We start from the raw sequence: 26,772 nt of genomic DNA, 5'->3' as shown, positions 1-26,772 counted from the left end.
GCCCTACCTCGGATTGTCGCTGTTGGACGACGCGACCTCCGGTCCGGATCGGGGGTTTGAAGACCCGGAACCCGGGCGGTAGGGTGACGGCGCAGGGGAGTGTAATGGACGATCTCATCATCATCGGCGGCGGCGAGCACGCCATCATGGTTTACGAGGCGGCGCTGCTGTCCGGTCAGTTCAATATCGTCGGGTTCGTCGATCGCCAACCGGTCACGCTCGGCGAGCTTCCTTATCTCGGAACAGATGAGGACGTGCCGAACTACCCGGACGCCGCCTCCGTGATTGGAATCGGGACGCTGCAGGCCGGGCCGGCGCGCGCGCAGATGATCGGCCGTGTGCCGGTCAAGCGCTGGGCTTCCGTCGTTCATCCACGCGCGTTCGTCTCGCCATCGGCCAGGATCGGAGTGGGCACTGTCGTCATGCCGGGTGCCATCGTCAATGCGAGAGCCGTGATCGGCGACCATTGCATCATCAATTCCGGGGTCATCGTCGAGCACCACGTGCGTATCGGCGACTGCACCCATCTGTCGCCCGGAACTGTTGTCGGTGGTGGCGCAGAGATCGGTGAGAACTGCTTCGTTGGTCTCGGAAGCCGTGTGCGGGATCACATCACCATCGGCAAGGACTCGTTTGTTGCGATGGGCTCGGTGGTCACGGCCTCCTGTCCCGACGGATCGGCGCTCAGCGGGATTCCTGCAAAGCCTCGAAGCTAGACAAGATCGTCCGGTTCGAGCGCGCGCGACGCTGCCGTCCCGATCAGCGACCAATATTCGATTGGAGAACGGCCGGATCCCGGACGCTTGGCAGTGATGTCATCCGGGCCGATGATTTCGCCTGCCTTTAGCGACCGCGCCGCGACGAGGCTCTTGCGCGCGACCGGCACATTGCCGATCTCCGAGTTTTTGGGCGCCTTTACGCCATCGCCGAGTGAGCTCTCAACATTGCGGATCGCCATCACCATTCGCTTGAATTCTTCCGGCTCTATCGATGCAGCATGATCGGGACCTTCGGCCTTTCGATCGAGCGTCAGGTGCTTCTCGATGATGCTCGCGCCGAGCGCGACCGCGGCGAGCGAAATCTCGAATCCGTCGGTATGATCGGAATAGCCGACCGGCAGCTGGAATGCAGCCCGCATCGTCGCAATTGCAGCGAGATTCACATCGGCCGTCGGGCAGGGATATTCGGTGGTACAATGAAGCAGGCTGACGTGCCGCCCGAGCGTGGCGCGCGCGGTCGGGTCGCGCCATGCCGCGCGGAAGGCGGCAATGCCCGGCGGATCGCTGTGGCTGTAGCCGTGTGCCAGCACGCCCAGCGCCTCCTCGATCTCTCCCAACGTGGCCATGCCGGTTGAAAGGATCAGCGTCGCGCCGGCCCTCGAGACTGCGTGCAGCAGCGGTGCATTGGTGAGATCGCCGGAGCCGAGCTTGATACGCTTCAGCTTCAACGACAAAAGAAAGGCGAGCGAGGCATGGTCGAACGGGGTCGACAGGAACTCGATGTTGCGGGCGGCAGCCCGTGCGATCAGGGCCTGATGTGCGGCCTGCGGCAGTTCGAGCCGCGTCAGCATGGCCAGCTGGCTCTCCGCAGCGTCCGTCGTACGTTGTTGATAGCCGGCCTTTTTCGCCGCGCTGGCCGCGAGCGACTTGGCGTTGAACGTCTGGAACTTGACGACGTCGGCACCGGCGTCTGCTGCAGCATCAACCAGCGCCAGCGCCTTCTCCAGGCTGCCGTCGTGGTTGACTCCCGCTTCCGCGATGATGAGCGTACGGCTTGCCGTCATGGGCGCACTCCAGGCTCATAAAATCCCTTCTTCAGGAGCGGCCTGAAATCGGGGATGCCGGCGATGATCTCCACAAATCGCCGACTGGATTCGCCGTCACCGTAGGGATTGACCGTATCCTGACGCCCGCGCGCCAGAGCCTGCGCAATGGCGGCGGCGATCGCGGCGCGCCCGGGTGGTGTATGAAACACCGACGCAGCGCGCTCGCGGCCCTGCTGACGCTCGCCGATGTCGACCGTTGGAATGCCGAGCGAGGGTGCTTCGAGGACGCCGCTCGAGGAGTTGCCGATCACGACATCCACCTGGTTCATGAGGCTGAGATAGCGAAGCTGGCCGAGCGATGCGACCGCGACACTGTTGGGCCGTCCGGCTACGAATGCCTCGATCCGCTCGTTCAGTGCGCGCCCCTCGGCATCGGCGTTGGCGAGCGTGAAGACCAGGCCGAAGCCAGGATCGAGCGTTGAGAGCGCTGCGAGCAGCTCCTCCAGTTCAGCGACCGATCGTCCCGCTTCGACCGTGACGGGATGGAACGTCACCAGCGCATTGCGACTCGCGAGCGCCAACCCCGCCGCGCGACCGGTGCCGTCGCGATCCAGCAACGCCAGGCGCTTGATCGCGTCGATCCCCACCGAGCCGATCGTGTGAATTCGCGACGGATGCTCGCCGAGCTGGATCAGCCGCCGGGTCGAGCTCTCGTTGCTGGTGAAATGGAGATGCGACATCTTGGAGATGGCGTGACGGATGGCTTCGTCGATCGCGCCTTCAGTGACGTCGCCGCCGAACAGATGCGCCATCGGCAGTCGCATGAACATCGCGGCCTGGGCGGCGGCAAAGGTCTCGTAGCGGTCGCCAAGCACGACGACGAGGTCCGGCTTGAGACGGGCGAAGGCATCGGCAAATCCGATCACGCCGAGGCCGACCGACTTGGAGACGCCGATGCCGGAATCACTCGACAGCAGCGATTCGACGCTCTCGTCGACGTCGAAGCCTTCGGCGCGAATATTGTCTATGGTATAGCCGAACTCCGGCGACAGGTGCATGCCGGTGGCAACGAGCTGGAGCTTGAGCCCGGGCGTTTCGCGAATCGTGCGCATCGGCCAGATGATCAGGCCGAAATCGGCGCGGCTGCCGGTGACGAAACAGATTTTTCGGCTTGGTTCACTCATCGCGGGGCCGGATGCTGGCGCTGGAGGGAAGATTGATCAGGCGCCGCTCGATGGATTCGGCGTTCGCGAGATCGCCGCGCGGGCTCTGCGCGAACATTGGCAGGCGGTGCATCAGGGTCCAGGCCGGCCGCGCGCCGAAACCGGCTTCGTTCAGCTCCGTGAGCACTTCGTCGCGGCGCGCCGCGCAGGCCTCGTCGAGCAAGATCGCATTCAGCCAGTAATTGCTGGTGGTGCCTTCGGGCTCGCGCGAGAAGCGCACGCCGGGCACTTCCGCGAAGACACGCTCATAGGCGGCGGCCAGGCGGCGCTTGCTCGCCAGGAAACCGTCGAGTTGTTCGAGCTGCGCGCAGCCGAGCGCGGCGTTCAGGTTGGGCAGGCGGTAGTTGAATCCGATCTCGTCATGCACGAAGGCCCATTTGTGCGGCAGCTTCGCGGTCGTCGTCAGATGCTTGGCGCGGCGTCCCAGTTCCTCGTCATTGGTGAGGACGGCGCCGCCGCCGCCGGTGGTGACGATCTTGTTGCCGTTGAAGCTCAGCGCGGCGAGGCGCGCCTGGGATCCGACGGCATGACCCTTGTAGGTCGATCCCAGCGATTCCGCGGCGTCCTCGACCAGGGCGATGCCCCAGTCTCGCGCGATTGCGGCGATCTCGTCGAGCGCGACCGGATGCCCAAATGTGTGCATCGGCGAGATCGCGGCGATGCGGCGACCGGTCTCGCGATTGATCGTGCCCTTCTGCGTGCGCTCGGCAATCGCTTCGAGCCGCGTGGCGAGGGCGCGCGCGTCCATGCCGAGCGTCATGAGCGAACTGTCGACGAAATGCGGCACCGCCCCACAATAGGCAATCGCATTGGTCGTCGCGATGAAGGTCAGTGCCGGCGACATGACCTCGTCGCCGGGCTCGACGCCGGCGAGCTTGAAACAGACGTGCAGAGCCGCAGTACCGTTGACGACGGCGACGGCGCGTCTGGCGCCCGTGACTTCTTCGAGCATGCGCTCGAAGCGGTCGACGAACGGGCCGACCGAGGAGACGAAGGTGCTCTTGATGCACTCTTCGAGATAGCGGACTTCGTTGCCGGCAAAGATGGGCTCGTGCAGGCCGAGGATGCCGTTGGGCGTGCCCGCGGCACGACGGACGGCATCGACCACGGCCTTTGGCTCGAAGGCGGATTTGGTCACGGCCACTCCCAGACTTGCCTCAGACATTGTAGACGTCCGCCTTGTAGCGGCTCAGATTGGCGGGATTGGTGAACCAGCCCACCGTCTGCTCGATGCCGCGGCGCATGCCGTCGAGCCCGCCGAATTCCGGCGCCCAGCCAAGATGCTGGCGCGCCTTGGAATTGTCGGCCCAGAGCCGCTCGACCTCGCTGTTGGCGGGGCGCAGGCGCGCCTCGTCGGTCTCGATCTCGATCCTGACGCCCATCACGTCGGCAATCATCTCGACGGTTGCTCCGACCGAGATCTCGAAACCGCTGCCGAGATTGATGGTCTGGCCGACGGTCTGCTCGGCGGGCGCGGTGAGCCCGGCGATCAGGCCGCGTGCGGTGTCGGTGGCGTAGGAGAAATCGCGTGTCGGGCTGATGGCGCCGAGCCGGATCTTGCGCTTGCCCGTGGCGATCTGACTGATGATGGTCGGGATGACCGCGCGCGCGGATTGTCGCGGTCCGTAGGTGTTGAACGGTCTGATGACGACCACCGGCATGTCGAACGAGGCCTGGAACGACAGCGCCATCTGATCGGAGGCGATCTTCGAGGCCGAGTAGGGCGATTGTCCGACGAGCGGGTGATTCTCCTTGATCGGCACGACCTGCGCGGTGCCGTAAACCTCACTGGTCGAAGTCTGCACGAAACGCCGCACACCGGCCATGCGCGCGGCCTGGAGCACGTTCACCGTTCCGCGCACGTTGGTTTCGACATAGGAATCGGGCGCGACATAGGAGAATGGAATTGCGATCAGCGCGGCCAGATGCAGCACGTCAGTGCAGCCGCTGGCGGCCGCGATCATGAAATGCGGATCGCGGATGTCCCCGGCCACGACCTCCACCGATTTCATGACGTCGGTCGGAACCGTGTCCAGCCAGCCCCAGGAGTTGAAGGAATTGTAGTAGACGACCGCTTTGACCCGGGCCCCGGCTTTCACCAGTTCCTCGACGACATGCGAACCGATGAAGCCGTCGCTGCCGGTAACGAGGACGCGGGCGTCCTTCAGATCTGCCATGTCGGACCCCAAACGCGATTAAACCAGTCTTCCCAATAAGATGGCGCTATAGCACACTGGCGGTTGTGCGCAACAGAGCAGCCTTTTCGCCATGCGCCAAGTGCGCGCTTATGCTGCACTTTTTGATGGCGCGTCGAATCGGGCGCGCCCGCCTAGGCATTGCCGGTCGAACCTAGCCGTTCCCTGACGAACGCCTCGAGGTTGCCGCCCTCGAACAGATGGCCTGCTATGCCAGCGGCCTCAGCGGCCTCCAAGTCGCTCGCCTTGTCACCGATCACCATGCTGCGGGACATGTCGACCGGGAAGCGCGCGACGAGATCGGTAATCATGCCGGGTGCCGGCTTGCGGCGATCGCTGGCACGACAATAGCGCGCAATGGTGCCGTCCGGGTGATCCGGGCAATACTCGAAGGCGTCGACATGGGCGCCGATCATCGCCATCTGGTCCGCCATCCAGCGATGCAGCGCCACGACGTGCTGCTCCTCGTAATAGCCGCGCGCGATGCCGGACTGGTTGGTGATGACAAAGGCGAAGTATCCGGCATCGTTGACGGCTTTCACGGCTTCGCGCGCGCCATCGATCCATTCGAGCTTGTCTGCCTCGTAGGCATACCCGGAATCATGGTTGAGCACACCGTCGCGATCGAAGAACACGGCCGGACGCCGCAGCTTCTCGCGCAGTTCGCGGTCGGCGCGCGCGAGATCCTCGGGAATGCCGATGTCGATGAAATAGCCCCGATAGGCCGTGCCGTGCAGCGCGTCCCGTGCAACGAGGGATGGGAACACGTTCTGCTCGAGCGAGGCAGGAAGCGTTGTGATGCCTGCGACGACGGATTTGTTGACGACGTAGACGCCAGCGTTCACAGGTCCCGTAGCGCCCGCACCCGGCGCGACAAACGCCCGCACGACGTCCCCGTCCAGTACGACGCGGCCGTAGCGGTCGCCCTCGACGCCGGCGCGCAGCGCCATGTGGACGCCGACAGGGCGCGCGTGCGCGATCAGGTCCAGCAGATTGAAATCGAACAGCGAGTCGCCATTGAGCAGCAAAAAGCGGTCATGGAGGAGAGGGCTCGCATGAACCAGCGCGCCCGCAGTGCCGAGCGGCTCCGTTTCCCGCGACACGATGATTCGTGTGCGGCCCCGGCTTGCCCCGGCATACCGCGTCTCGACGAGTTCGGCCTTGTGGCCCGCGAGGAGCAGGATCTCGTCGAACAGATCATAACGGGCGAGTTCATCGATCAACGTGTCCAGGAACGGTTGCCCGCCGACCTCGAGCATCGGCTTGGGCACGGCCCTGGTTCGCTCGCCGAGCCGCGTGCCGAGCCCGCCGACGAGAATGGCGGCCTGTCTCAGCATGCGGGATGGCCGTTACATCGCAACGCGATTGCCAGCGCGAAGCATCTCGGGCGGGTTGAGATCATCTTCAATTATCGTGTTGCCCTAGGTTGGAAGTGTTGTCCGATGAACCCGAGCCTGGTTGCAAGCCAGCGGGGGCGGATCATGGCAATGGCCCATGGTACGAGTGGTAATCCGGCACGAGCAAGTCCGGATTCCAGAATCAGAGCGATCGCCAGTGCTGCGATCTTGAGCCAGTAGCTTTCCACGATAGCGAAATTGAGCATGCCGCCGATGTACATCACGTGGAACCCGTACAGCACATAGAGGGCCAGAAATGCGGATGAATAGCGTCCGAGCATCGCGCCTTTCACGATCAGGGCGGTCAATAAAGCGGCAGTGAACCCGCAGCCGAAAAGAAATGGCCAGGCGTAGATCGGACCGAACAATTCAAAGAATATCTCCGGAAATCCGCCGGCAAACTGGAACCCCCGGAATATGTGTTCGGACGTGCGGGGCTCGCCGATTGTTTCCAGCATCAGATATTGCGGAGTTGTATTCTTGTTCGGGTCCAGCGGGCGCTGAAATAGAAAATCGTAGACAGAATCGGGCTGCCAGTGGTTATGGACGAACACGCGCTCGTAGGAAATCCAACCCATTTCGCTCGGCTGGATGAGCAGGCGCTCCCAGAATTGAGACGCGACCTCAGAGCCTTCATAACCGCGGACACTGACCAGATTGTTATAGATCGCCGTGGCGGCCAAGAGGACGGCGAGCGAAATGCCCGCGCCGATGATTGCAATCTCGCGCGTGCCAAAGGTTTGCCTAATCCAGCCAAACGGCACCTTCGATCGCTCGGCCGCACCCTGTGCAACGATTGCAGATGACGGAATGACGAAGAAGCTCAGAAGGCTGTAGAATGCCGAAAAGCGATTGCCGGTAAGGAACATGTAGGCGAGCAGGATCGCGAGCAGTCCCAGATAGCGGACATCGGTCCTGCGATTTCGCAACCATTCCGCGGCAAACATGATGCCCCACCAGAATGTGAGGAAATTGCCGTACCTAACCAGCCACCGGTGCGCCGCGCCGGCCATCTCCGCCGTGTAAGCATAGCGCTCAACATGCGCAAACAGCGGAATGGAGCCGTGACGCAGCATGTCAAGAAACAGGTATCCGAGGAACAGGGCTGACAGCACGATCGTCAGATCCGAGAGCGTCAGCATCCCCTGCTGCGCTCGGCGGCGGTCGATGGCCTCACCCCAGGCGCTGATCACGCTCGGCCGCAGCACCATGACAAAGGGTACGAGTGTCATGAAATAGGCCAGCACGTGCAGCGGCGTTGCAAGGCCGGGGCCGATGTAGCGAAGGGTCTGGGATGACCATACCGGACCAGCCAAGTCGATGAAGGTGATCGATGCGGTGCGCCAGACAAAGGTGAACAGGATGAAGAAGAACCCCAGAAAGATCACAGGCCGGTAGGCTGCCAGGAAAAGAACAAACAAGCAGAATGCGCTCGTCGAAAACGCGACTACGACCTGGTCTGGGAGGGCCGACATCTTCTTGAAATCAACACGACTTGGATAGACGTATCTTTATGCTTTTCACGCTCCGGATCCTCTCCGCGGGCCCACGGCCAGAGCGAGAATGCTCATCGCCGCAATCATAACAAGGCCGGCCAAAATGGACGCCCTCAGCGTTCCGATCGAGCGAGAGGCCATGGGTGAAATAGCGGCGCTCAGCTGCACAACCGTAGGCTCGCTCATCTCTGCCAGATTCTCGCCGGTCTGAATACGATCCTTCAACTGGTTCCAGGCTGGAATCGCCGCGGGTACCGTGGGCACGATCGGCGCGCGAATATTGTCGGCGGGCTCTGGCGACAGGAGACGGGCGTTGACACTGTCGTTCGATTTCTCGATTTGAGCCACCCGTGCTTTGGCATCCTCGATTTGGGCCCGCAGGGGTTGCAGGCGCTGCTTGAGGAGGGCGCCGTGCGCCTCGCTGATTTCCGCAGCCAGGGCGGCGAGCGCCGCCTGAACATCGGCGGAAGAGCCTGCCGAAAGCTCGACTGCGATGTCACGTTCGCTGTCCAGAACTATGCCGCGCAAGCTGGACGCGACCATCATCTTGGAAAAGCTCGAGGTCTTGGGATCAAGGGCCGCACGGTTGGCGACCTTTTCCCTGAATGCCTGATCCGAAATCCGTGCGACGAGGCTCCGGGGAGGTTCGAGCGGAGCCAGCGGAGGGCCAGACAGCTGCAAGACAAAAGCCGCCGGCGGGGCGATTCCGATCGTCACGGTTGCCTTGCCGGTCCAGGCTTGTATGGGTTTCGGCTCGTACAGGGCAAATGTCAGCACGACCGCGGCCAGGGCCGCGCCTGCGATCGGGAGTTTGAATTTCCAGAGCCGCGCTCCGATGAACTTCAAAACGCTCCTCGCATCCGGTGCTGTGTCCGAATTGTACTGATCCACGATTGCCCTGACAAAAGTCGTAGCGCCCCGCCACGCGGATTTCTAGCTGTGGTTCTCCTCCAGGGCAACCCCGCCAAGCACTCTTATTGAGCCGGCCTCTATTGAGCAGGGCATCGTCCTTGCCGTCCCTGCGAGGGGACGAGCCGAAAAACGATGATCAAGGCCTTACGCCAAGGTCTTGGTGGGCGAGCACCACCGTGGACTTCTTATAAAAACGTGCAATGCAGTCGTTTGGCAGCTGCAGTGGGGTTTCCTTGAGTTCATCACCCGCCAAGAGCCGCGGCATCGCGGTGCGGCGGGAGACAGTGACGTCTGCGTCGCTGGTTGTGGAGAGAAGCGAGTTTCTGGCGAGGCTCTCACGCCAGTAGACGACAAGCTGCGGCCATTCATCCCTCAGCTGTACATACGTAGGGGCGCCGGTTACCGGCAGGATCTGCCATGTTCCGAACGCGACGACGAGAAGGGCGGCGACGCCTGCCGTTCGCGGCATTTCCCTCTTCTGGAACTGAAGCAATGAGCCCAAGACAGCTTGGACCCAGATGACAATGCAGGTCGTCAGGAGCGTGACCTCAACGGCAACAAGTTCGTTTCTCGCTCTGAGCGCAAGCACCTCGCCGGTGCTATAGGCGCCGATGAAGTAGGACGAGAATGCCCACACCGCACCGAGGCAGAGCAGGCCGACGGCAAACAGCATGTTCTGAGCGGCCGTCCTGAACGATATGCGAGTGGTGGTGGCGATGCCGAAGCAGACGGCCAGAATTCCGAACGACTGAACAGCCTCCAGCTTGCCCAGAAAGATCGCGTAATCGGCGAGGTAGATGAGCGCAGTATCGAACGAAGCGCCGATGTCGCCGCTTCGCCGATACGCTCCGAGCCGAATGGCATTGCTGGGTGAAAAAAACACGACGCAATAGCTCAGGAGGATGGTCGCGATGATGGCCACGTGGTACCCGGCCTGAGCCTCCCGCCGCATGACCAACACCCTGAACAGCAGCGACAATAGCGCAGCGCCGAGGAGGAAGAATGCCGTGAATTCATTGAACATGGCGGTGAACGCGCAGACGAGAATGGCAAGGCATAACGAAGAAATGCCGATGCGATTGCGGTTCAGCGCGACGCCGGTTGCCCAGGCCGCAAAGAGCGATGCGCCGACAGCGGCGGTCAAATAGCAGGCTTCGCCGGTCACCCAGTAGACGAACTCGCTGATGTTGGGGACAAGGCTCAAAATCAGAGTGCTCGACAGCAAGCCAAGTAGGCCACCGAGGAGATAATCGTCCGTCCGCAACAGCCATGTTGCCGAAACCATCATGGCGCCGGCGAACAAGACAATGACGACGACGTTGAAGACCGGATAGACGGCAAAAAGATCGAGGCCGGTGGCGCTTGCCAGCAGGGAAGGCATGGTGATGATCGCCAGCGCGGGCAATCGTCCAGTCACCGACACGTAATATTGGTGGACAGCCCCAACTGCCTGCCCGAGGGTGCTCGAAGCCAGGCAGAAATCATCGGTCGAGGGGCTGCTGTAGAGCGCGGCTGAGGCGAAGGGCAGAAGATACCACAGGGGAGATGAACCACAGCAGGACGTATCCGAACCGTGTGACGATTGAAATTGCGGGGGGGCCTTTTGTACCAACGGGCATTGCAGCTGATCGATCCGCTTCGGTGCCGGCCTGCAGCGAGTTCATGCCCGGAACGCTTTCTTCAAGGGGCCGCCTTTCCGTCGAGCGGAACGATGTCAGGGATCGGGCCGATACGGACCGAGGTGCTTGCCTCTGCGTCGAGGAATTCCTGCCGGTCGCAAAAGCGGATCAGGCAGCCATAATAGCGGGTGGATAATTCATAGTTGTTCAGGACCGGCGCCTTTGGAACAAACTCGATCGTCGCCTGCGGACCGCGCAAATCCATGTTGCGAAACGCTGACCCGTCCATCCGCATGGCCTGGTCTATTTCCTGAAGAACCGTCGGTCGCTCGTTTCTCCCGGTGAAGCCGAACAGGGGGCGGTTGTCCCAGGCGACGTGCAAGGCGCCAGTTATCTCGCTGATCCCGTAATAGGTATTGCCGGGATAGTCGAGGAAGCCATCGACCAGATTGAACACCGCCGCAGGCGGCTCGCGATAGCTGCGCTGCAGCTGTTCGATCATAGCTGACTGCCGAATCCATCTGGCCTGTTGAAAGAAATAGCTGTTCCAGAGCGAGCAAAGATTGGCCGAGAGAACCAGTGCGCAGACGGCGTAACTGACGAATTTACTGGAAGCATGCTGCACGACACGAAGGATCGAGACGAGAATGAAGCCGAGAGGAATACCAAAAAGGATCAAGTGCCTTGATTCGTAAAAATGACCGGTTGGGGATATGCCGACGCTGATATAGGGCAGCGCGCAGACGACGAAGAGCATGATCCCCGCGACCGCTGGCCAGATCAGGTCGCGTGGCGACGTCCGCGAACGGCTTGCGGCAATCCTGCTCTGCCACAAAGCCAGGGACACAAACGCGACGCCGGCAACGAGCGACAGGATGGCGGGCAAGCGGGATTGCGCGGCGAGTTCGATCGCGTTGAGGAAGGGTTCGTAGGTGCCCCATCGCACGAATTGCCGCAGCTGAACAAGCGTGTCGTCGAGCGCGGGGACCCGGATCAAATAGTAGTCACGGTAGGGACCGATCTTGGGAAAGAAATAGTTGGTCGAGACCCAGTAAACGAAGGGAACCGCAAGGTAGTCTGCAAAGCGCTTTGCCGATTGAGCGAGGCGGTTCGCTATCGGCTGCTTGCGGCCTTCGTCGGATTTGATCAGCCAAATGCCGGCCAGCAAGCCTACGAAGTAGACGACGATCATCGAGTTGATCGCGAAGCTGCAGAAGATTGCAACGAGGCTCACGAGCCGTAAACCGACGCTTGGACGGCGTGAATTTGCGATGCCGGCAAAGAGATTGAGCCCAAGGCAGAGCAGAGCGAAGCTGAAGATGTATGGGGCGGTGATCTTGGTCGCCCAGTCACGGAAGCCAGCGTAGGTCCACACGAGGAAGACAACGCAGGACGTCTCGAATTCGGACAGAATCCGCAGGTGAATCAGAAAAGATCGCAGGCTCAGGGCGCCGATCGCGATCCCCGCCAGCGCGAGCCCGTTCATGAAGAGCATGGGATAGCCGGTCAGGTTGGCCATCGCGCAGTAGAGGTAGGTGATCGGATGCCCAGCGCCGTGAAGCAGGAAGGAAATCAGTGTTTGGTATCCTGGCTTGACCTCGAACATCAGCCAATCGTCGCCGAACAGTCCATTGTCGAAGGCCAGGGGGACGTGCACGATCAGCAGGAAGCCGACCAGAAGGCAGCTCGTTCGGTCCAGCAAGGCGGCGCGCGGCAGGTCGCTGTGTGCGTCGGCGCGGGACGGATTCGGCGTCAACATGTTGCCCCTAGACGATTGTGCCGGCACGGCCCCAGTTTGTTGTCAGGTCGACACAGCGCCCGACCGCCGGAGAACAGCTCAGTCAAAATTGATTCGTTCGCGTTCCACCACAATCGGCCGCCGCCGCACCTGATTGAAGATCGCAACGATGTATTCGCCGAGTACACCAAGGAAGAAGAGCTGCACGCCGCCGAAGAAGAACAGGCCGATGACGATCGTGGGAATGCCGCGCGGGCCAATGTCGAAGCCCGCGATCTTGAGCAGCAGTACGACGAACGCATAGGCGAAGCTCAGCGATGAAATGATCAGTCCGAAGAAGAACGCCGAGCGCAGCGGCACCGTCGAGAAGCTGATGGCGCCGAGCAGCCCCTGGTCGATCAGGCTCGACAGCCGGTTGCGCGATATGCCGTGCTTTCGCGCGAGCCACGTATAGGGCACTCCGATGGAGCGGAAACCGCATTCGAACGGCATCATGCGCATGAAGGGCTGCACGTCCTCGAATTGCTCCATGGCGTCGAGCACCTTGCGGTCGACCAGCTGGTAGTCGCCGACGTCGGCGGGATAGTCGACATAGGACATGCGGCTGATCATCTTGTAGTAGAGATGTCGCGCCGTGCGGCTCAGGAACGGCTCCTCGCGCCGCGCCCGGATGCCGAACACGATCTCATAACCTTGCTCCCAATGCTTGACGAAGGTCGGGATCAGCGCCGGCGGATCCTGCAAATCGGCGGGCATGAACAGCACCGTGGCGTCGCCGGTCGAGGCCAGCACGCCGTTGTAGGTGTTCCTCAGCACGCCGAAATTCCGGGCGTTGACGATGACCTTGACCGAAGGATCCTGCGCCGCGATCTCCTTCAGGATCTCCACGGTCCGGTCGGTCGAGGCGTTGTCGCAGAAGATGTGCTCGCGCTCATAGCCCGGTAGCTCCCGATCGAAGATGTCCTTGACCGCTGCGTAGCATTCACGGATTCCCGCTTCCTCGTTGTAGCAGGGGGTCACAAGGCTGATCTTCTTCGGCATCAATCCTCCAGGGCGTCCATTCAGTCACCCGCGGTCGGTATCAGGCGGATGGCAGCCGGCCCGGGGCGGTTGATGCGCTGGTGGTGGGGTTGCCATCTTTCAATCCTTTCTTTAGCAGGTAAGCGGACAACTTCAACCGCTCCCAAAGCGGGTAATAAATGCCTGATCTCGTTGACAAGACTGGGCTGATCGTTCTGATGTGATATTCCTGCTGGATGGGTGTGAGCATGAAGGCCGTGATTTTGGCGGGTGGGTTCGGCACCCGCATCACCGAAGAAAGCCACGTCAAGCCGAAACCCATGATCGAGATCGGCGGCAAGCCGATCCTGTGGCACATCATGAAGATCTTCTCGTCGCATGGCATCGACGAGTTCGTCATCTGCTGCGGCTACAAATCGTACGTCATCAAGGAATACTTTGCGAATTACTTCCTGCATATGGCTGACGTGACGTTCGACCTCGCCAACAATTCGATGGAAGTGCACAACAAATTCGCCGAGCACTGGAAGGTGACGCTGGTCGACACCGGCCTCAACACCATGACCGGCGGGCGGCTCAAGCGTGTGAGGGATTACGTCGGCAACGGGACCTTCTGCATGACCTATGGCGACGGCCTCGCGGACGTCGACATTGGCGCACTGCGGGATTTCCATCGCGCCCACGGGCGCCACGCGACGGTCACGGCGATCCAGCCGCCGGCCCGTTTCGGCGCGCTCGATATCGATGACGATGTCGTCCAGCATTTCGAGGAGAAGCCGCGCGGCGACGGCCGCTGGATCAACGGCGGCTTCTTCGTGCTCGAGCCTGCGATCTTCGACTATCTCGGCGACGACGCCACGATCTGGGAGCAGGAGCCGCTCAAGCGCTTGTCACAGAATGGACAGCTCGCAGCCTACCGCCACGCCGGCTTCTGGGAGGCGATGGACACGCTGCGGGACAAGCTGCATCTGGAGCAGCTCTGGGACAGCGGGCGGGCGCCCTGGAAGCGTTGGCCATGAATGCCGGTTTCTGGACAGGCAAGCGCGTTCTCGTCACCGGCCACACCGGGTTCAAGGGCGGTTGGCTGGTCACGTGGCTTCGTCATCTCGGCGCCGAGGTCGCAGGCCTTGCGCTGGCGCCGTCGACGACCCCCAATTTGTACGACCTGGCGCAGGTCGGGCAGGACGTCGTATCGGTCTTCGCCGACATCCGCGATCCCGCTGCGGTCAAGTCCGCGTTCGAGCGGTTCCAACCCGAGATCGTGTTCCACATGGCGGCGCAGGCCATCGTGCGCGCCTCCTATGAGGACCCGGTTGGTACCTACGCGACCAACGTCATGGGCACCGTCCATGTATTCGAGGCGGTGCGGACTTCAGGCGTGCGCGTGCTCGTCAACATCACGAGCGACAAATGCTACGACAACAAGGAATGGGTGTGGGGATATCGCGAGGTCGATCCGCTCGGAGGCAAGGATCCCTATTCCAACAGCAAGGCCTGCGCGGAACTGGTGACGTCGGCCTATCGCTCGTCGTTCTTCAGCGGGGCTAACCGGATCGGGTTTGCCAGCGCCCGCGCCGGAAACGTGATCGGCGGCGGCGACTGGGCGCAGGACCGTCTGATCCCCGATGTGATTGCGGCGATCCGCAATAGCCAACCGGTGCCGGTTCGGAATCCCGAGGCGGTGCGGCCCTGGCAGCACGTGCTTGAGCCGCTGTCGGGCTATATTCTCCTTGCCGAGCATCTGTGGAGCGACCCGGCCGCTTTCTCGAGCGAATGGAATTTCGGCCCCGACGCCGACAGTGTGCGCACCGTGCGCTGGCTGGTCGACCACCTGGCCGTCCTGTGGGGTGTTCCGCCGCAGCAGATGCCGCAGCCGGGCGAGCACCCACATGAGGCGCGGCTATTGTCGCTCGACAGTTCCAAGGCGCGGGCCCAGCTCGGCTGGAGGCCGCGCTGGGGCCTCGACCGTGCCGCATCCGCCGTCGTGGAATGGTACAAGGCATTCGAGCAGGGCGCCGAGGTCAGACCGGTGATGGTTGACCAGATCGACGCTTTCATGAACACAACACGCGGCTAGCTCAATTTTCTCCGGCCCTGGCGGGCCTCAAACCGGATCAAATACAATGGCGACCACGTCGACGAGACCGATCACTGAGATCAAGGGCTGCGAAGTCTGTGGCAACGACAAGCTCGTGCCGGTGCTCGACCTCGGCCTGCACCCGCTGTGCGACGATCTGGTGAAGGTCGGTGATTCGCGCCAGTGTCAGGAATATCCGATTTTGATCGATTTCTGTCCGACCTGCGCCACTGGGCACCAGCGCTTCCAGGTTCCGAAGGAAGATCTCTTCCCCAGGGATTATCACTACCGCTCGCGCTTCACCGCCGACGTGCTCTCCGGCATGAAGAGTCTCGTCGCGACATGTGCCGAGCAGATGGGCTCACTGGCGGGCAAGGTTGTGCTGGACATCGGCTGCAATGACGGCAGCCTGCTCGACTTCTTCCGAGAGGCCGGCGCGAAGACGGCCGGCATCGAGCCGACCGGCGCGGCCCAGGATGCCGCGGCCAAGGGCCATTTCGTGGTGCAGAACTATCTCAGCACCGAGACCGCAGCCGAGATCCTTCGCGGCGTCGGCACGCCCGACATCATCACCTTCACCAACGTGTTCGCGCATATCGAGGACCTGAAGGGCGTGCTGGGAGCGCTGAAGGCGCTGCTGGGACCCAACACGGTCATCGTGATCGAGAACCACTATCTGGGCGCGGTGCTGGACCGGCATCAGTTCGACACTTTCTATCACGAGCATCCGCGCACCTATTCCTACAAATCGTTCAGCTTCATCGCGAAGTCTCTCGGCCTCGAGATCGACAATGTCGAATTTCCGGCGCGCTATGGCGGCAACATCCGCGTCATCCTGGGCCGCGCTGCGAAGAGCGATACGGCCGCGGCCGACGTGGTGGCACGCGAAAACAGCTTCCAGACCGAGTTCGCTCGGCTCGCGCGCGACGTCGAGCTCTGGAAGGCGCACAAGGGCGAGGAGCTGAAGAAGATCTTTGCAGCGCATGGTCCGATCCGCGCAAAAGCCTTTCCGGGCAGAGCGGCCATTCTGGTGAAGCTGCTCGGCCTGACCGAAAAGGAGATCGTCGCGGTCCACGAAAAGCCCGGCTCGATCAAGATCGGCCACTATGTACCGGGCACCCGCATTCCGATCGTGTCGGACGACGAGTTGTTCGCGCGTGGCGACCAGGGCAAGCCGCTGCTCAATCTCGCCTGGCACATCTCGCGCGAGATCCGGCAATATCTCTCCGACAACGGATACAAGGGTCCGGTGATCGACGTTCTCAGCTCCGACGACTTCCATGGCTGAGGCGCCCGTATTCACGATCCTCGGATCGGGTTTCGGGATGTATGGATATTTGCCCGCGCTCATCGAGTGCGGGATGAGGGTGGCGTTGCCTGAGCGCTATCAATCTACCGTCGGTGGGCGGCCGGAGCTGGTTCAGTACATGTCGCAGGTCGCGTGGTGCGCAACCACGGAGCAGGCGCTGGCGCAAGCCAACGGCGCAGTGGTTGCGCTCCGCCCGGCCGACCAGGCCGACTGGATTCCGCGGCTCGCCCGTATGACTGATATCCGCGACCTGATCCTGGAAAAGCCGGTCGCGCCCACGCCACAGCACGCCGCCTCCCTGCTCGACGAGTTGGAGAAGGCCGGGAAGCGCTACCGTGTCGGTTACACTTTCCGGTTCCTGCCCTGGGCAGAGCGGCTCCGCGTAGCCCTCGCTTCAGGTGTCGACGGCATTTCTCTCGACTGGATGTTCCTTGCGCACCATTACCGGGCCAATCTCGACAATTGGAAGCGGTTCGACGCCAGCGGTGGCGGCGCACTTCGCTTCTACGGCATCCACCTGATCGCGCTCTTGGCCGAGTGTGGGTACGATGAGGTAGCGGAGTCAGCACTGTCCGGCCCCTCGGACGCCGAGACGGTTGCCTGGGAAGCGACTTTCACCGGACAGGCTGTGAGCCCCTTCTTGCTGAAGATCGACACCCGCGCGGGGGAAACGCGCTTCAGGATCAACGCGCGACAGAGTGCTGACGGCGACAGGATCATCGCAGAGCAGGCCGATCCATTCTCCTCGGTGCAGCAAACGACCGTGCACGTCCGCGACCCGCGCGTCGAAGTGCTGAACCGGCTATGCCGATCACTGGATGAGGCGGACGGCGGCTACACGCAGCGTCAGCGCGCCATTGTTCGGCTCTGGACGCGTGTGGAGGAGCAGTCGCGGCGCCGCTAGAGCATGATCCGGAAAAGTGTGAAGCGGTTTTCCGAAAAATCATGCTCGAACAAAGACCTAAAGCGGGATGACGATCCCAATTTCATCGCGCTTCAGGTTTCTGGGCTATTGAGGTGCCAGCTCCAGCGCCTGCCGGCGCGCGGCCATCCAGATGTCGCCGTCCACCCTTGGATTCTGGACCTCGGGATAAGGTCGATAGCTTTTCTCCACGACCTCGAGCGAAGAGGCGGGAAGCAGGATGGCGGACCTGTAGGCCTCATACGACCACGCCAGCCACAGCCCGAAAATGATGGATGTCGTCGCCAGGCGTGACCGCATCGACTGCCCGAGTTCGCAACAAGAAACGACCAGGAGGATACCGTAAGCCAACGCGGGAAGCGCAAGGTGACGGTCACGCGCGTAAGAGTATGAAAACAACGTACCGCCGACAATCGTAAGCACCAAGATCACCAGCCACACCGGAACATCCCGTCTTTTGATCCGCATAGCCAGTCCGATGGCGATCAGGACAGTTGATGCGGCATGCAACAGCACGTGATAGGTCACATGCGAGATGATGATGCCCCATTGGGTTGCGCGAAACAGCAGCGCCGCGAGCTGCGCAATCACATTATAGACGTAGAGCCTGTAGATGGCATGCCCGGGAAACAGGCTCATTCGCTGCTCGTGAGTCAGATAGTCGAAGAAGTATCCGACCGACTCGTTGACCCCGCCGGCCCCGATGGATGGGCCGAGCACGAGGGCGCGCAAGAGCAGATAGCCCGCCGTGATGCCGCCAAACACAAGCGCCGCCCTGATCGGCGCGGTGCGCAGGAAATAGAGATAGAAGATCGCGAGTGCGAGACCGTTCTCTTTCGATAGCACTGCAACCGCAAAGGCCAGCCCGCAGAGCACGAGCTTGGTGTTGATGGACTGCTCGGACAAAATCGTGGTCAGGGCGGCCGCAAAGCAGATCAAGATGATGACGTGCGGCAGCTCGCTGATCCAAATGAGGGAGCCGGGCAGGAAGGGAGATCCAAGCGTAAAGGTTACCAGCAGGAGGGAAGATTCCCAGGGCAGGCGAAGTTGCCGAACAACGACAAAGCCGAGCCACATCAGCAAGAGAAACGCGGCGAATTGCACCCAACGATAGGGTGCGAGGTCCATGCCGAACAGAAGGTACAGACTCTTCAGACAGATTTCCGCCACCGGCCGGTAGAAGGGACTCTGCAGGATCCAGGCGGGCGAAAGCGGGAGTTCCCAAAAACTCTGCTTTCGCAGCTTGGTGAACCAAATGAGATCGTCGTTCGGCTCGAAGGGCTGCTTGAGCATGACGTAAAAGAGCAACCCGGCGAGCAAGACGGTTCCGATCGCCATGACCGTGAGCAGGGCTGCGCGAGGTTCGATCCGCCCAGTCCAGCCTTGCAGCTCGATCCTCTCATCCACGGTCTTTTCACTCATTGTTTCGACCTAAGGGCATGGAGGTATCCTCGGGATGCGGCATCGGCAGCGGGGGGCGCCACTGCATTACCAAAGGTGATCGGTGCGGTCGATTTGTTTTCGGCTGCGGCGACGCCGCCATCATTGATTGCTGCAGCATGGCGCCCGACAGACACCCCCGATCGGCGCAGTCTCTCGCTCCACTCGAATGGCACCGTTGCCCGATGCGCCAAGCCACTGGCCGATGCTCCGAAAAAAGCCCGGCGGCTCTCCGACGGCAACCAGTCTTGCCGTTTCGATCTGGCCGTTTGAGGTGAAGCCGCCGAACCCGTATTGCGGATCGGCGCGGTGGCTCTCGCAAAGTGCGGCGAGGGCGGTGATCACGGGTGGAACGGCGGATTTGGCATAGTCGTTCGTCGCGGGATCAAGAACTTCCCGGTTCGAGATCGCAAGGTTCGGGCCGCTCTTTCCTCCGTTGACCAGGAAGGAAAGTTCGTAGAACGGGAAGAAGCGGCCGAACGCGCGGTACTTCCTGTCCGCCTCCATGACCAGCATCATCGTCCCCGGGGGCGAGGGATTCTGCGCGAACTCTTCGAGCAGCATGTGGGTCTCGCGCGCGTCCGCGAGCAGCCGCTGCGTGAAGGACAAGTCGAGCAGCAGAAACACCGCCGCGATTGCCGCGGCTGCCCGCCACAAGTACCGCGGGGGCACGATCAACCGCAATACTGCAACGATGACGAATCCGCTCACCATCAACAGCGTCGTCTGGTGGCGCGTTTCCCACAATCCGGTAAAGCGAGGCGGCTGACCGACCATCACGTAGGGGAATAGCGCGCCGATGATGAGCGCTCCTGCGGCGGCGAGCGTCACGGCCGTGACGAGCCAGCGCGGCCTGTCCAGATGATCGCCCTTTGTCGCCAGGGGGAGCCGCCAGAGCCACGCCAATGCGGCGAAGGCCGTGATTGCCATTGCAGCCGCGACGACAAGCTCCGGCAGGTCGCCCCGCGTGGGCAGAAGCGTGCCGGCATCCCTGAACTGGTCGATGAAGGCGACGGCTGTTTGCTTGAGCGCGGCCGGAATGCTCATCCTGAACTTGTTGTAGTTCGCGTAGAGACCGCTCGTCGGCTCGAGCAGCTGCTTTGCCGGCCAATAGACAAGGGGCAGCAAGAGGAGTTCGCCCCTGTTGGCCACGCCCCACAACATCGCGCTGATGCGCTGATCAAGAGGAGAGGAATGCTTCGTTTCCCGCCAGGCGGCGAGTGCGACGATCGCAGGGGCAACCCATGCCAGCACAAGAAACGAGTTGGTCGAAAAGGCCATCGTCAGAAGAATGACGGTCCCGACTCGTTGCGGGATCGAGGAGCGGTTCAGATCGCGCAGCAAAAGTAAGAGTCCCAGCGCGAAGAAGAGGCTCGAGAACGTGTATGGGATGGTCGACAGAATGAAGCGGGCCTGGTTGAGCGGCGCGAGGGCGGTCAATAGCGCAGCCCAGAATGCACTTGCTGCCGACCATTGGGTGACCCGTCTGATGATGTTGTATATCAATGGCGGCATGGCGCACCACAGTACCATCGCTGCGATGATCCAGACGCGCGGTTGTGCCAGGTCCGCAAAGGGGGCAGCCAACACAAACTGCTCCCGGCGCCCCATCTGCTTGAAGAACTCCCAGAACGAGCCGAGTTCGGAATACGCCAGCAGGACCCAATCATCCCAGAGCGCCTGGTTGATCAGGATGATCGGTCCCCAGGCGGCAAGGACGGCAAGGACCAGCAAAGCCTGGTATTTGACGTCATAATCTGCAGCTTTCATGCTCATGGGGTCAGTCACGCTGGCTTTCGGCGCTCGCGGGTAGTCGGACGCGGCGGCTTCTACCACACGCTCCTGCCGCCATCCATGACCAGGTTCTGTCCCGTCATATAGCTCGATGCATCCGAGCACAGGAACTGGACGGCGGCACGATATTCCTCGACGTCGGCCATGCGTCCCATCGGGATCAAGCGCGTCAGCCGCTCGACGAAGGCTGGATCCTGGTTGTTGAAGACGCCGCCCGGCGAGATCGCGTTGACGCGCACGCCATGGTCGGCCCAGTAGGTCGCCAGATATTTCGTTAATCCGATCAGGCCGTGTTTGATTACTGAATAGGTCACCGGCTTCACCGGCTGCTCCTCCTCGCGCGCGACATTCGGTTGCCGGTAGATGCGCTGATCCGGTGCGATCACGCCGAGGTCGGATGCGATGTTGAGAATCACGCCGTGGCGCCGTGCCGCCATTGCGCCGCCGAACACCTGGGCGCACAGCATCGCACCGGTGAGGCCGACGGCGATCTCGGTCTGCCATTGCGGCACCGGAAAGGCCTCGAAACGCGAGGAGTGCATCACGCCTGGCGCGGACGTCACTTTCGGATCGATGGCGGCATTGTTGACGAGGATGTCGATTGTGATGCCGCGGGCGGCAAGCTGCTCGCTCGCCGCGCGCACGGAGTCGGGCGAGGTGACGTTGATCTCGAGTGCAATCAGGTCTGCCGCAGGCGTGGATTGCTTCAGCGCCGCCACGGCCGACTCTGATTGTGCCAGGCCGACATCGGTCACGACCACGCGCGCGCCGGCTTCGGCGAGAGCCGCAACATGCTGCTTGCCCAACAGGCCGCCTGCTCCGGTCACAAGCGCGGTGCGTCCGGTCAGGTCATAGCGGGAAGAGGGGTTTGGCATCCAAAGCTCCTGTTCAACTTCTGAGCTGTCCGCCATCTGCCACCATCACGCTGCCGGTGATGAAGGCTGCGCGCGGCGAAACGAGGAAAGCAACGAGGTCGGCGATCTCTTCCGGCTTGCCGAGCCGCCGTAGCGCCACCTCGCGCTGAAGCATGTCGTCGACCGCCTGCTTGTTTTCTGCGATCTTGCGCGCCCAGGTGCCGTCGGAACTCAGGATATTCCCTGGGGCTACGGCATTGATACGGATCCCCTCCTGGGCCAGCGGCCGTGCCAGCCCGCGGACCGTCGCGTTCAGGGCAGCCTTCGCGGCATAATAGGTCACCGGCGCACCGAGTGCGGCCATGCCCGCAATCGAGGAGATGCAGACGATGGCGCGGTCGCCGCTACCGCGCGCCATCAGCGGTCGTGCGGCCTCGATCATGTTGGTGGTGGCGAAGAAGTTCAGGTCCATGACCCGCGACCATTCCGGCGCGGTCTCCTTGCCGGGCGGCACGGATGCACCGCTGCCGACATTGCAAACGAGAATATCGAGGCGTCCCCACTGCTTTTGGACGTCCTGCACCAGCGCGGCGGCGGCGGTCGGATCGGTGACGTCGGCGACGTGAACCGAATTGTGCGCGCCGACCGCGGCACCCGCCGCGTTCAGGGCGTCGGCGCCGCGTGCCGCGAGCGCGACCCTGGCGCCCTCCGCGGCGAGGCCAGCGGCAATGGCAAGACCAATGCCGCGGCTCGCGCCGGTGACGAGGGCCACGCGGTCGTCGAGCTCGAGCTTCATCGCGCGGCGTCCTCGATCCAGCCCGCCGTCATGTCGCGGTATTTGGCCAGCGCGCCGGAATGGTCACCGTCCGCGGCGCGCGCGGTTTGCAGGATGTACTGCCCCTTGTAGCCGGACTGCTCGATCAGCCGGATCGTCTTGGCGAGATCCGCATTGCCGGTGCCGAGCGGCACCGTGGTGCCGCCGCGAATACGATCCTTGATGTGCACGTTGAGGATCCGCGGCGCGTAGGCCGCGATCTCCTCGGCGCTGTCATAGCCGAGCGAAGCGCTGTTGCCGCTGTCGTAATTGATGCCGAATACTTCGGCCGGAAAGGCCTCCATGAAGCGGGCAAGTTCGCGCGGCGGCAGGTCGGATTCAAACACGATCTTGACGTTCCGCTTTGCCAGCTGGTCGCGGCGCGCGATCAGCACTTGCTTGAGCGTATCGCTCTCGCTCTCGCGTTCGATCTTGCCGTTGTCGACCAGCGGGATCACGACGAATTCGATGCCGATCCGGCTGCAGGCCGCGACCAGGAGATCGAGATCGTCGACCAGCGCGTCGCGCACGGCGCCCTCGACCTTCCAGAACGGCGCCTGCATGAAGCAATCGCCAGTCAGGCTTGGAATGCGCAGGCCGTTCTCGCGCGCCAGGATTGCGATCTCGCTCTGGCCGGCTTCAGTCGCGAGCGGATTCTCCCGCAGCCGGTCCTGATCGATGGTCCATTCCATCCGTGTCAGGCCGAGCGCTTTCGCGCGGGGGAATTCCTCGCGCCATTCGGTCCAGGGGAAGGCCTGAATCCTGCCGTCGACGAGAGCCGACAGGCGTCCCTGCATGAAGCCGATGCGTTGCAGCGTTGAGGTCACGATTTGCTATCCGAGCTGATGGCGAGGCCCTTGGTCGTCCAGCCGCCATCGACGAAGATCTCCTGGCCGGTCACATAGGCAGAGGCCTCCGACGCCAGGAAGATGGCGGCTCCGACCATGTCGGCCGGCTGTCCCCAGCGGCCGAGCATGGTGTGTCGGCGCCGCTCCTCGTGCATGACGGGATCGGCAAAACTTTTCGCGGTCATCTCGGTCGCGACATAGCCCGGCGCCAGCGCGTTGACGCGGATGCCGTCGGGCGCGTAGTCGCCGGCGAGCGCGCGCGTCAGGCCCGCGAGGCCCGCCTTCGCTGCGACGTACCCGGGATTGCCGGGAAAGCCGCGGGTCGAGTTGATGCTGGTGACGTTGATGATGGCAGCCGCGCTCGCGTTCTTCAGCAGCGGATAGGCGGCGAGGATGGTGGCGTAGACGCCGGTGAGGTCGGTCGAGATCGTGGCGCGGAAGCGCGCGAGCTCGCCGTCGGCGCTTTGGGCCGGGAGGCTGACGCCGGCTGCGTTGACCAGCGCGTCGATTCGCCCGGCTTCTCCGGCGATCACGGCGAATGCACGCGTGATTGCGGCATCGTCGGAGAGATCGCAGGCGATGGCCCTTACGCCATGCGGCGCGGTTCCCGAGCGGCTGAGGCCGAACACGGTCGCGCCGGCATTCTTCAGGCCGTCAGCGATCGCAGCGCCAATGCCGCGCGAGGCGCCGGTCACGACGGCGATCTTATCCGCGAGAGAGAAGGCGCCGAGATCAGGCATAGCCGTAACTGCGCATGATGGCGGCACAGAGCTTGACGTCCTCGGGGCGGTCGATCTGGAACATCTTGTGACGCTCCATCAGGTGAAAGCCGATCTTGCCGCCGAGGCGATTGCTCTGCTCGCGCAGGAGTGAAGGGACGAGGACGTAGAACGAGCCGTTCTCGAGGTAGCGCTTCTCGATCTGCTGCCGCATGCGGCGGTTGCGATAGTCGTAGTTGATTGGCTCCGGACCGCTTTGGCCGATGCGCCAGTTGAAATAGTCCTCCACCTCGCAAACGGAGAGCAGGCTGTCGAGATGATCGCGATCGAACGTGTCGAGCGCCTGTTCGATGTCACTTGGCTCGCGGATCGGCGAGGTCGCCTGCAGCGCGACGATGCGTTCGAACCGGCCCATCTTCCCGTCGATGGCATCGAGCGCGTTCAGCCAGGCGGATTCGGAGGAGGCGAGGTCTCCCGAAATGTCGTCCGGACGCCGCACGCCGACTGCGCCGGCAGCTTCGGCCGCTTGCAGAATCCTGTCGCTGTCGGAGGACACCGCCACCACGTCGACGCCACGCGCCGCGCGCGCCTGTTCGACGGTCCAGGCGATCAGCGGCTTGCCGCAGAGATCGAGCAGGTTCTTGTGCGGGATGCCCTTGGAGCCGCCGCGTGCGGCGATCACGGCCAGCGTCTTGCGCGCCATCAGATGTGTCCCTCGAGACGTTCGAGCGCAGTCCAGAAGCCCTCGCCCATGTTCTTGTGGCCCTGCCAGATCTCGGGAATGAAGGATGCTGTGGGGGCGTGCTTGCGCAGCACCTGTCCGATCTCGTCGAAGTCGATCTCGCCTTCGCCGACCTGGAGGCCTTCGCCGTCCAGTCCCTTGGCGTCGCCGAAGTGCAGATGCGCGGTGTGGGGGCCGAGCTGGGCAAGGCCTTGCGCGAAATCGAAGCCGAAATGGTTGGCCGCAAGTTTCGTGTGCGAGATGTCGACGCACATCCGCAAATCATGGCTGGCGCAGAAGGCTGCGGATTCCTCAGGGAAAATGAAGATGTTCTGGTGGCGCTGACCGCCGAAATGCCAGGGGAACGGTGCCATGGTCTGCGGCGTCAGCTCGACACCGTCCATGTCGAGTTCCTTCAGGCTTTGCGCGAAAATGCGATAGCGTTCGGCCTTCTCGTCCGGCGGCAACGGCTCGTCCATGGTGAAGCCGCCGATATTGGCGACGATCGGCGGACGCTTTGTCTTGGGGAAGAATTTCTTCAGGCCCCGGGTGATGTCGATCACGGCCTGGGTCTGCTCCAACGAATAGCGGCGCAGCGCCTCGTCCGGCGTTGCAAGGTCCATCAGCTTGGAGCCGGCGAACAGTTCCGGCGCGTGCACGACGAAGCCGAGATCGTAGGTGCCGGAGAGATAGGCGCCGGGATCGCGCTCCATGTCGCTGTAGCTGAGATGGAACTCGACGATGTCAGGCTCGCAGATTTCCAGGAAGCGCTCGGCGTCGTGATAGCGCACCGGCACGCCCCAGGGGCGGTCGAAGCGATAGCGCCGGGCCTTGGCGGCACCCGCGTCGAGGTCGCTCTGGAAGAAGTAGTCGTCGACCGCCATCCTGCGCTTGAGGGTTCTGCCGATCAGCGCCGGCATTTTCAGCGGCGAGAGGCCCTGGCCCGGACTCTTGACCGCAATGTCGTCGTCGGAAATGACCGTGCCGGCTTCGATGTCGCGTGCGGCGACCAGGCTCTTGGCCAGGTTCTCGCGATTGATGAGCTCGCCCTGGCTGAGCGCGCGCTCGGCAAGCTTCTCGCCGCGCGCCGCCTCGACCTCGCGGATGCCGGTGACGAGCGCCTTGAATTCCTCCGGCTCCAGGCTCGCGGCATGATCGGGGCCTTCCATCTCGCGGTCGAGCGTGATGTGGCGCTCGATCACGGCGGCGCCGAGGGCGACGGCCGCCGTCGACACCGCGGTGCCGCGCTCATGGCCGGAATAGCCGACGAGCGGGTGGATCTCCCGAAGCGTTTCCATGAAACGCAGGTGGATGTTGTGGAGCGCGGCCGGATAGGTGCTCTGGCAATGCAGGAGCACGTAGTTGCCGTTGCGCTCGTCGAGGAATTTCGCAGCGGTCTTGATTTCCTCGGTCGTGCTCATGCCGGTCGAGACGATCAATGTCTTGCCCGTCGCGGCGAGCTTGGCGAGCAGAGGAAGGTTGGTGAGGTCGGCGGAGGCGACCTTGTAGGCGGTCACGCCAAAACCCTCGAGCACCGCGACGCTTTTGGCGTCCCAGGGCGTGCAGAGATATTCGATGCCCTTCGAGGCGCAATAATCGGCGATCCTTTTCTGCTGCTCGGTCGTAAGCTCGAAACGGCGCAGCAGGTCGAGCGTGTACTCGACGGCAAGGTCGTCGTCCTTTCCGGAGAGCGAGGAGGCGCGGTAGACCTCGTCGAGCTTGCGCATCTGGAATTTGGCGCAATCCGCGCCGGCCGCGATCGCTGCATCGACCAGCGCGATCGCGCGATCGAAGTCGCCATTGTGGTTGTTGCCGACCTCGGCGATCACGTAGCAGGGCTGGCCGTCCCCCAGAAGGCGGTTGCCGATGCGGATCGGGGCGGTCTTATGGGACGAAGTCATCGATAATC

General features: G+C 62.6%; 23 protein-coding genes. 5 read left to right on the top strand and 18 right to left on the bottom strand.

All coding sequences use genetic code 11. From position 1 onward, the window contains the following. The first annotated feature begins 104 nt into the window (after window positions 1-104). Complete coding sequence (locus tag ACVW16_RS07420) at window positions 105-716, top strand: acetyltransferase (RefSeq protein WP_456738748.1); 612 nt, start codon at window positions 105-107, stop codon at window positions 714-716. On the opposite strand, the gene neuB is transcribed toward ACVW16_RS07420, so the two are convergent. The 10 genes from neuB to ACVW16_RS07370 all read right to left on the bottom strand — a co-directional run bounded on the left by neuB (window position 713) and on the right by ACVW16_RS07370 (window position 13,386). Further along, window positions 713-1,783, bottom strand: a complete 1,071-nt coding sequence (gene neuB / locus ACVW16_RS07415; RefSeq protein WP_456738747.1) for an N-acetylneuraminate synthase — start codon at window positions 1,781-1,783, stop codon at window positions 713-715. The genes ACVW16_RS07420 and neuB overlap by 4 nt on opposite strands. After that, window positions 1,780-2,949: a UDP-N-acetylglucosamine 2-epimerase gene (gene neuC / locus ACVW16_RS07410; RefSeq protein WP_456738746.1), complete on the bottom strand. Its 1,170-nt coding sequence runs from the start codon at window positions 2,947-2,949 to the stop codon at window positions 1,780-1,782. Before neuC ends, neuB begins: the two co-directional genes overlap by 4 nt. Beyond that, window positions 2,942-4,126, bottom strand: coding sequence for a LegC family aminotransferase (locus ACVW16_RS07405; protein WP_456738745.1), 1,185 nt, complete (start codon window positions 4,124-4,126; stop codon window positions 2,942-2,944). The genes neuC and ACVW16_RS07405 overlap by 8 nt, the downstream gene beginning before the upstream one ends. Before the next feature lie 19 nt (window positions 4,127-4,145). Then, entirely contained in the window at window positions 4,146-5,165 is a 1,020-nt protein-coding gene (locus ACVW16_RS07400; protein WP_456738744.1) for an NAD-dependent 4,6-dehydratase LegB, read from the bottom strand. A gap of 152 nt (window positions 5,166-5,317) precedes the next feature. Continuing rightward, window positions 5,318-6,520 (bottom strand): HAD-IIIA family hydrolase, encoded by a 1,203-nt coding sequence (locus tag ACVW16_RS07395; RefSeq protein ID WP_456738743.1) that lies wholly within the window; start codon window positions 6,518-6,520, stop codon window positions 5,318-5,320. A gap of 71 nt (window positions 6,521-6,591) precedes the next feature. Then, window positions 6,592-8,001 (bottom strand): DUF6418 domain-containing protein, encoded by a 1,410-nt coding sequence (locus ACVW16_RS07390; RefSeq protein WP_456738742.1) that lies wholly within the window; start codon window positions 7,999-8,001, stop codon window positions 6,592-6,594. Window positions 8,002-8,100: 99 nt separating this feature from the next. Continuing rightward, window positions 8,101-8,922, bottom strand: a complete 822-nt coding sequence (locus ACVW16_RS07385) for a hypothetical protein (RefSeq protein WP_456738741.1) — start codon at window positions 8,920-8,922, stop codon at window positions 8,101-8,103. Between the two features lie 202 nt (window positions 8,923-9,124). After that, window positions 9,125-10,393 (bottom strand): hypothetical protein, encoded by a 1,269-nt coding sequence (locus tag ACVW16_RS07380; RefSeq protein WP_456802326.1) that lies wholly within the window; start codon window positions 10,391-10,393, stop codon window positions 9,125-9,127. A 275-nt stretch (window positions 10,394-10,668) separates the two neighbouring features. Beyond that, complete coding sequence (locus ACVW16_RS07375; protein ID WP_456738739.1) at window positions 10,669-12,366, bottom strand: hypothetical protein; 1,698 nt, start codon at window positions 12,364-12,366, stop codon at window positions 10,669-10,671. Between the two features lie 78 nt (window positions 12,367-12,444). Further along, a complete protein-coding gene (locus ACVW16_RS07370; protein ID WP_456738738.1) occupies window positions 12,445-13,386 on the bottom strand; it encodes a glycosyltransferase family 2 protein in 942 nt (313 codons plus the stop codon). Between the two features lie 227 nt (window positions 13,387-13,613). On the opposite strand from ACVW16_RS07370, the gene rfbF reads away from it, so the two are divergent. The 4 genes from rfbF to ACVW16_RS07350 are packed head-to-tail and all read left to right on the top strand — an operon-like array spanning window position 13,614 to window position 17,655. Next, window positions 13,614-14,384: a glucose-1-phosphate cytidylyltransferase gene (gene rfbF, locus ACVW16_RS07365; RefSeq protein WP_456738737.1), complete on the top strand. Its 771-nt coding sequence runs from the start codon at window positions 13,614-13,616 to the stop codon at window positions 14,382-14,384. Further along, the gene (gene rfbG, locus ACVW16_RS07360; protein WP_456738736.1) at window positions 14,381-15,442 is read left to right on the top strand and encodes a CDP-glucose 4,6-dehydratase; all 1,062 of its coding nucleotides are present in this window, start codon (window positions 14,381-14,383) and stop codon (window positions 15,440-15,442) included. Before rfbF ends, rfbG begins: the two co-directional genes overlap by 4 nt. 46 nt (window positions 15,443-15,488) lie before the next feature. Beyond that, window positions 15,489-16,730 carry a class I SAM-dependent methyltransferase gene (locus ACVW16_RS07355; RefSeq protein ID WP_456738735.1) on the top strand — a complete coding sequence of 414 codons (1,242 nt, stop codon included), beginning with the start codon at window positions 15,489-15,491 and terminating at the stop codon, window positions 16,728-16,730. After that, a complete protein-coding gene (locus tag ACVW16_RS07350) occupies window positions 16,723-17,655 on the top strand; it encodes a hypothetical protein (RefSeq protein ID WP_456738734.1) in 933 nt (310 codons plus the stop codon). Before ACVW16_RS07355 ends, ACVW16_RS07350 begins: the two co-directional genes overlap by 8 nt. A gap of 105 nt (window positions 17,656-17,760) precedes the next feature. Here ACVW16_RS07350 and ACVW16_RS07345 read toward each other — a convergent pair whose 3' ends face one another. From ACVW16_RS07345 to ACVW16_RS07310, 8 genes are all read right to left on the bottom strand, one after another. Next, complete coding sequence (locus ACVW16_RS07345; RefSeq protein ID WP_456802325.1) at window positions 17,761-19,095, bottom strand: hypothetical protein; 1,335 nt, start codon at window positions 19,093-19,095, stop codon at window positions 17,761-17,763. 120 nt (window positions 19,096-19,215) lie between these two features. Further along, window positions 19,216-20,949: a hypothetical protein gene (locus tag ACVW16_RS07340; RefSeq protein WP_456802324.1), complete on the bottom strand. Its 1,734-nt coding sequence runs from the start codon at window positions 20,947-20,949 to the stop codon at window positions 19,216-19,218. Continuing rightward, complete coding sequence (locus tag ACVW16_RS07335; protein WP_456738731.1) at window positions 20,943-21,782, bottom strand: SDR family oxidoreductase; 840 nt, start codon at window positions 21,780-21,782, stop codon at window positions 20,943-20,945. Before ACVW16_RS07335 ends, ACVW16_RS07340 begins: the two co-directional genes overlap by 7 nt. Before the next feature lie 13 nt (window positions 21,783-21,795). Then, entirely contained in the window at window positions 21,796-22,557 is a 762-nt protein-coding gene (locus tag ACVW16_RS07330; protein ID WP_456770129.1) for an SDR family NAD(P)-dependent oxidoreductase, read from the bottom strand. Beyond that, window positions 22,554-23,402, bottom strand: a complete 849-nt coding sequence (locus ACVW16_RS07325; RefSeq protein ID WP_456738729.1) for a sugar phosphate isomerase/epimerase family protein — start codon at window positions 23,400-23,402, stop codon at window positions 22,554-22,556. The genes ACVW16_RS07330 and ACVW16_RS07325 overlap by 4 nt, the downstream gene beginning before the upstream one ends. Beyond that, window positions 23,399-24,163 (bottom strand): SDR family oxidoreductase, encoded by a 765-nt coding sequence (locus ACVW16_RS07320; protein WP_456738728.1) that lies wholly within the window; start codon window positions 24,161-24,163, stop codon window positions 23,399-23,401. Before ACVW16_RS07320 ends, ACVW16_RS07325 begins: the two co-directional genes overlap by 4 nt. Next, window positions 24,156-24,845 carry an acylneuraminate cytidylyltransferase family protein gene (locus ACVW16_RS07315; RefSeq protein WP_456738727.1) on the bottom strand — a complete coding sequence of 230 codons (690 nt, stop codon included), beginning with the start codon at window positions 24,843-24,845 and terminating at the stop codon, window positions 24,156-24,158. Before ACVW16_RS07315 ends, ACVW16_RS07320 begins: the two co-directional genes overlap by 8 nt. Beyond that, a complete protein-coding gene (locus tag ACVW16_RS07310; RefSeq protein WP_456738726.1) occupies window positions 24,845-26,764 on the bottom strand; it encodes an N-acetylneuraminate synthase family protein in 1,920 nt (639 codons plus the stop codon). The genes ACVW16_RS07315 and ACVW16_RS07310 overlap by 1 nt, the downstream gene beginning before the upstream one ends. Between the last annotated feature and the right edge of the window lie 8 nt (window positions 26,765-26,772).

It is taken from the genome of Bradyrhizobium sp. USDA 4474 (assembly GCF_054057515.1).
The sequence above is the reverse complement of the archived record's forward strand: the minus strand, read 5'-3'. Positions and strand labels throughout refer to the sequence as shown.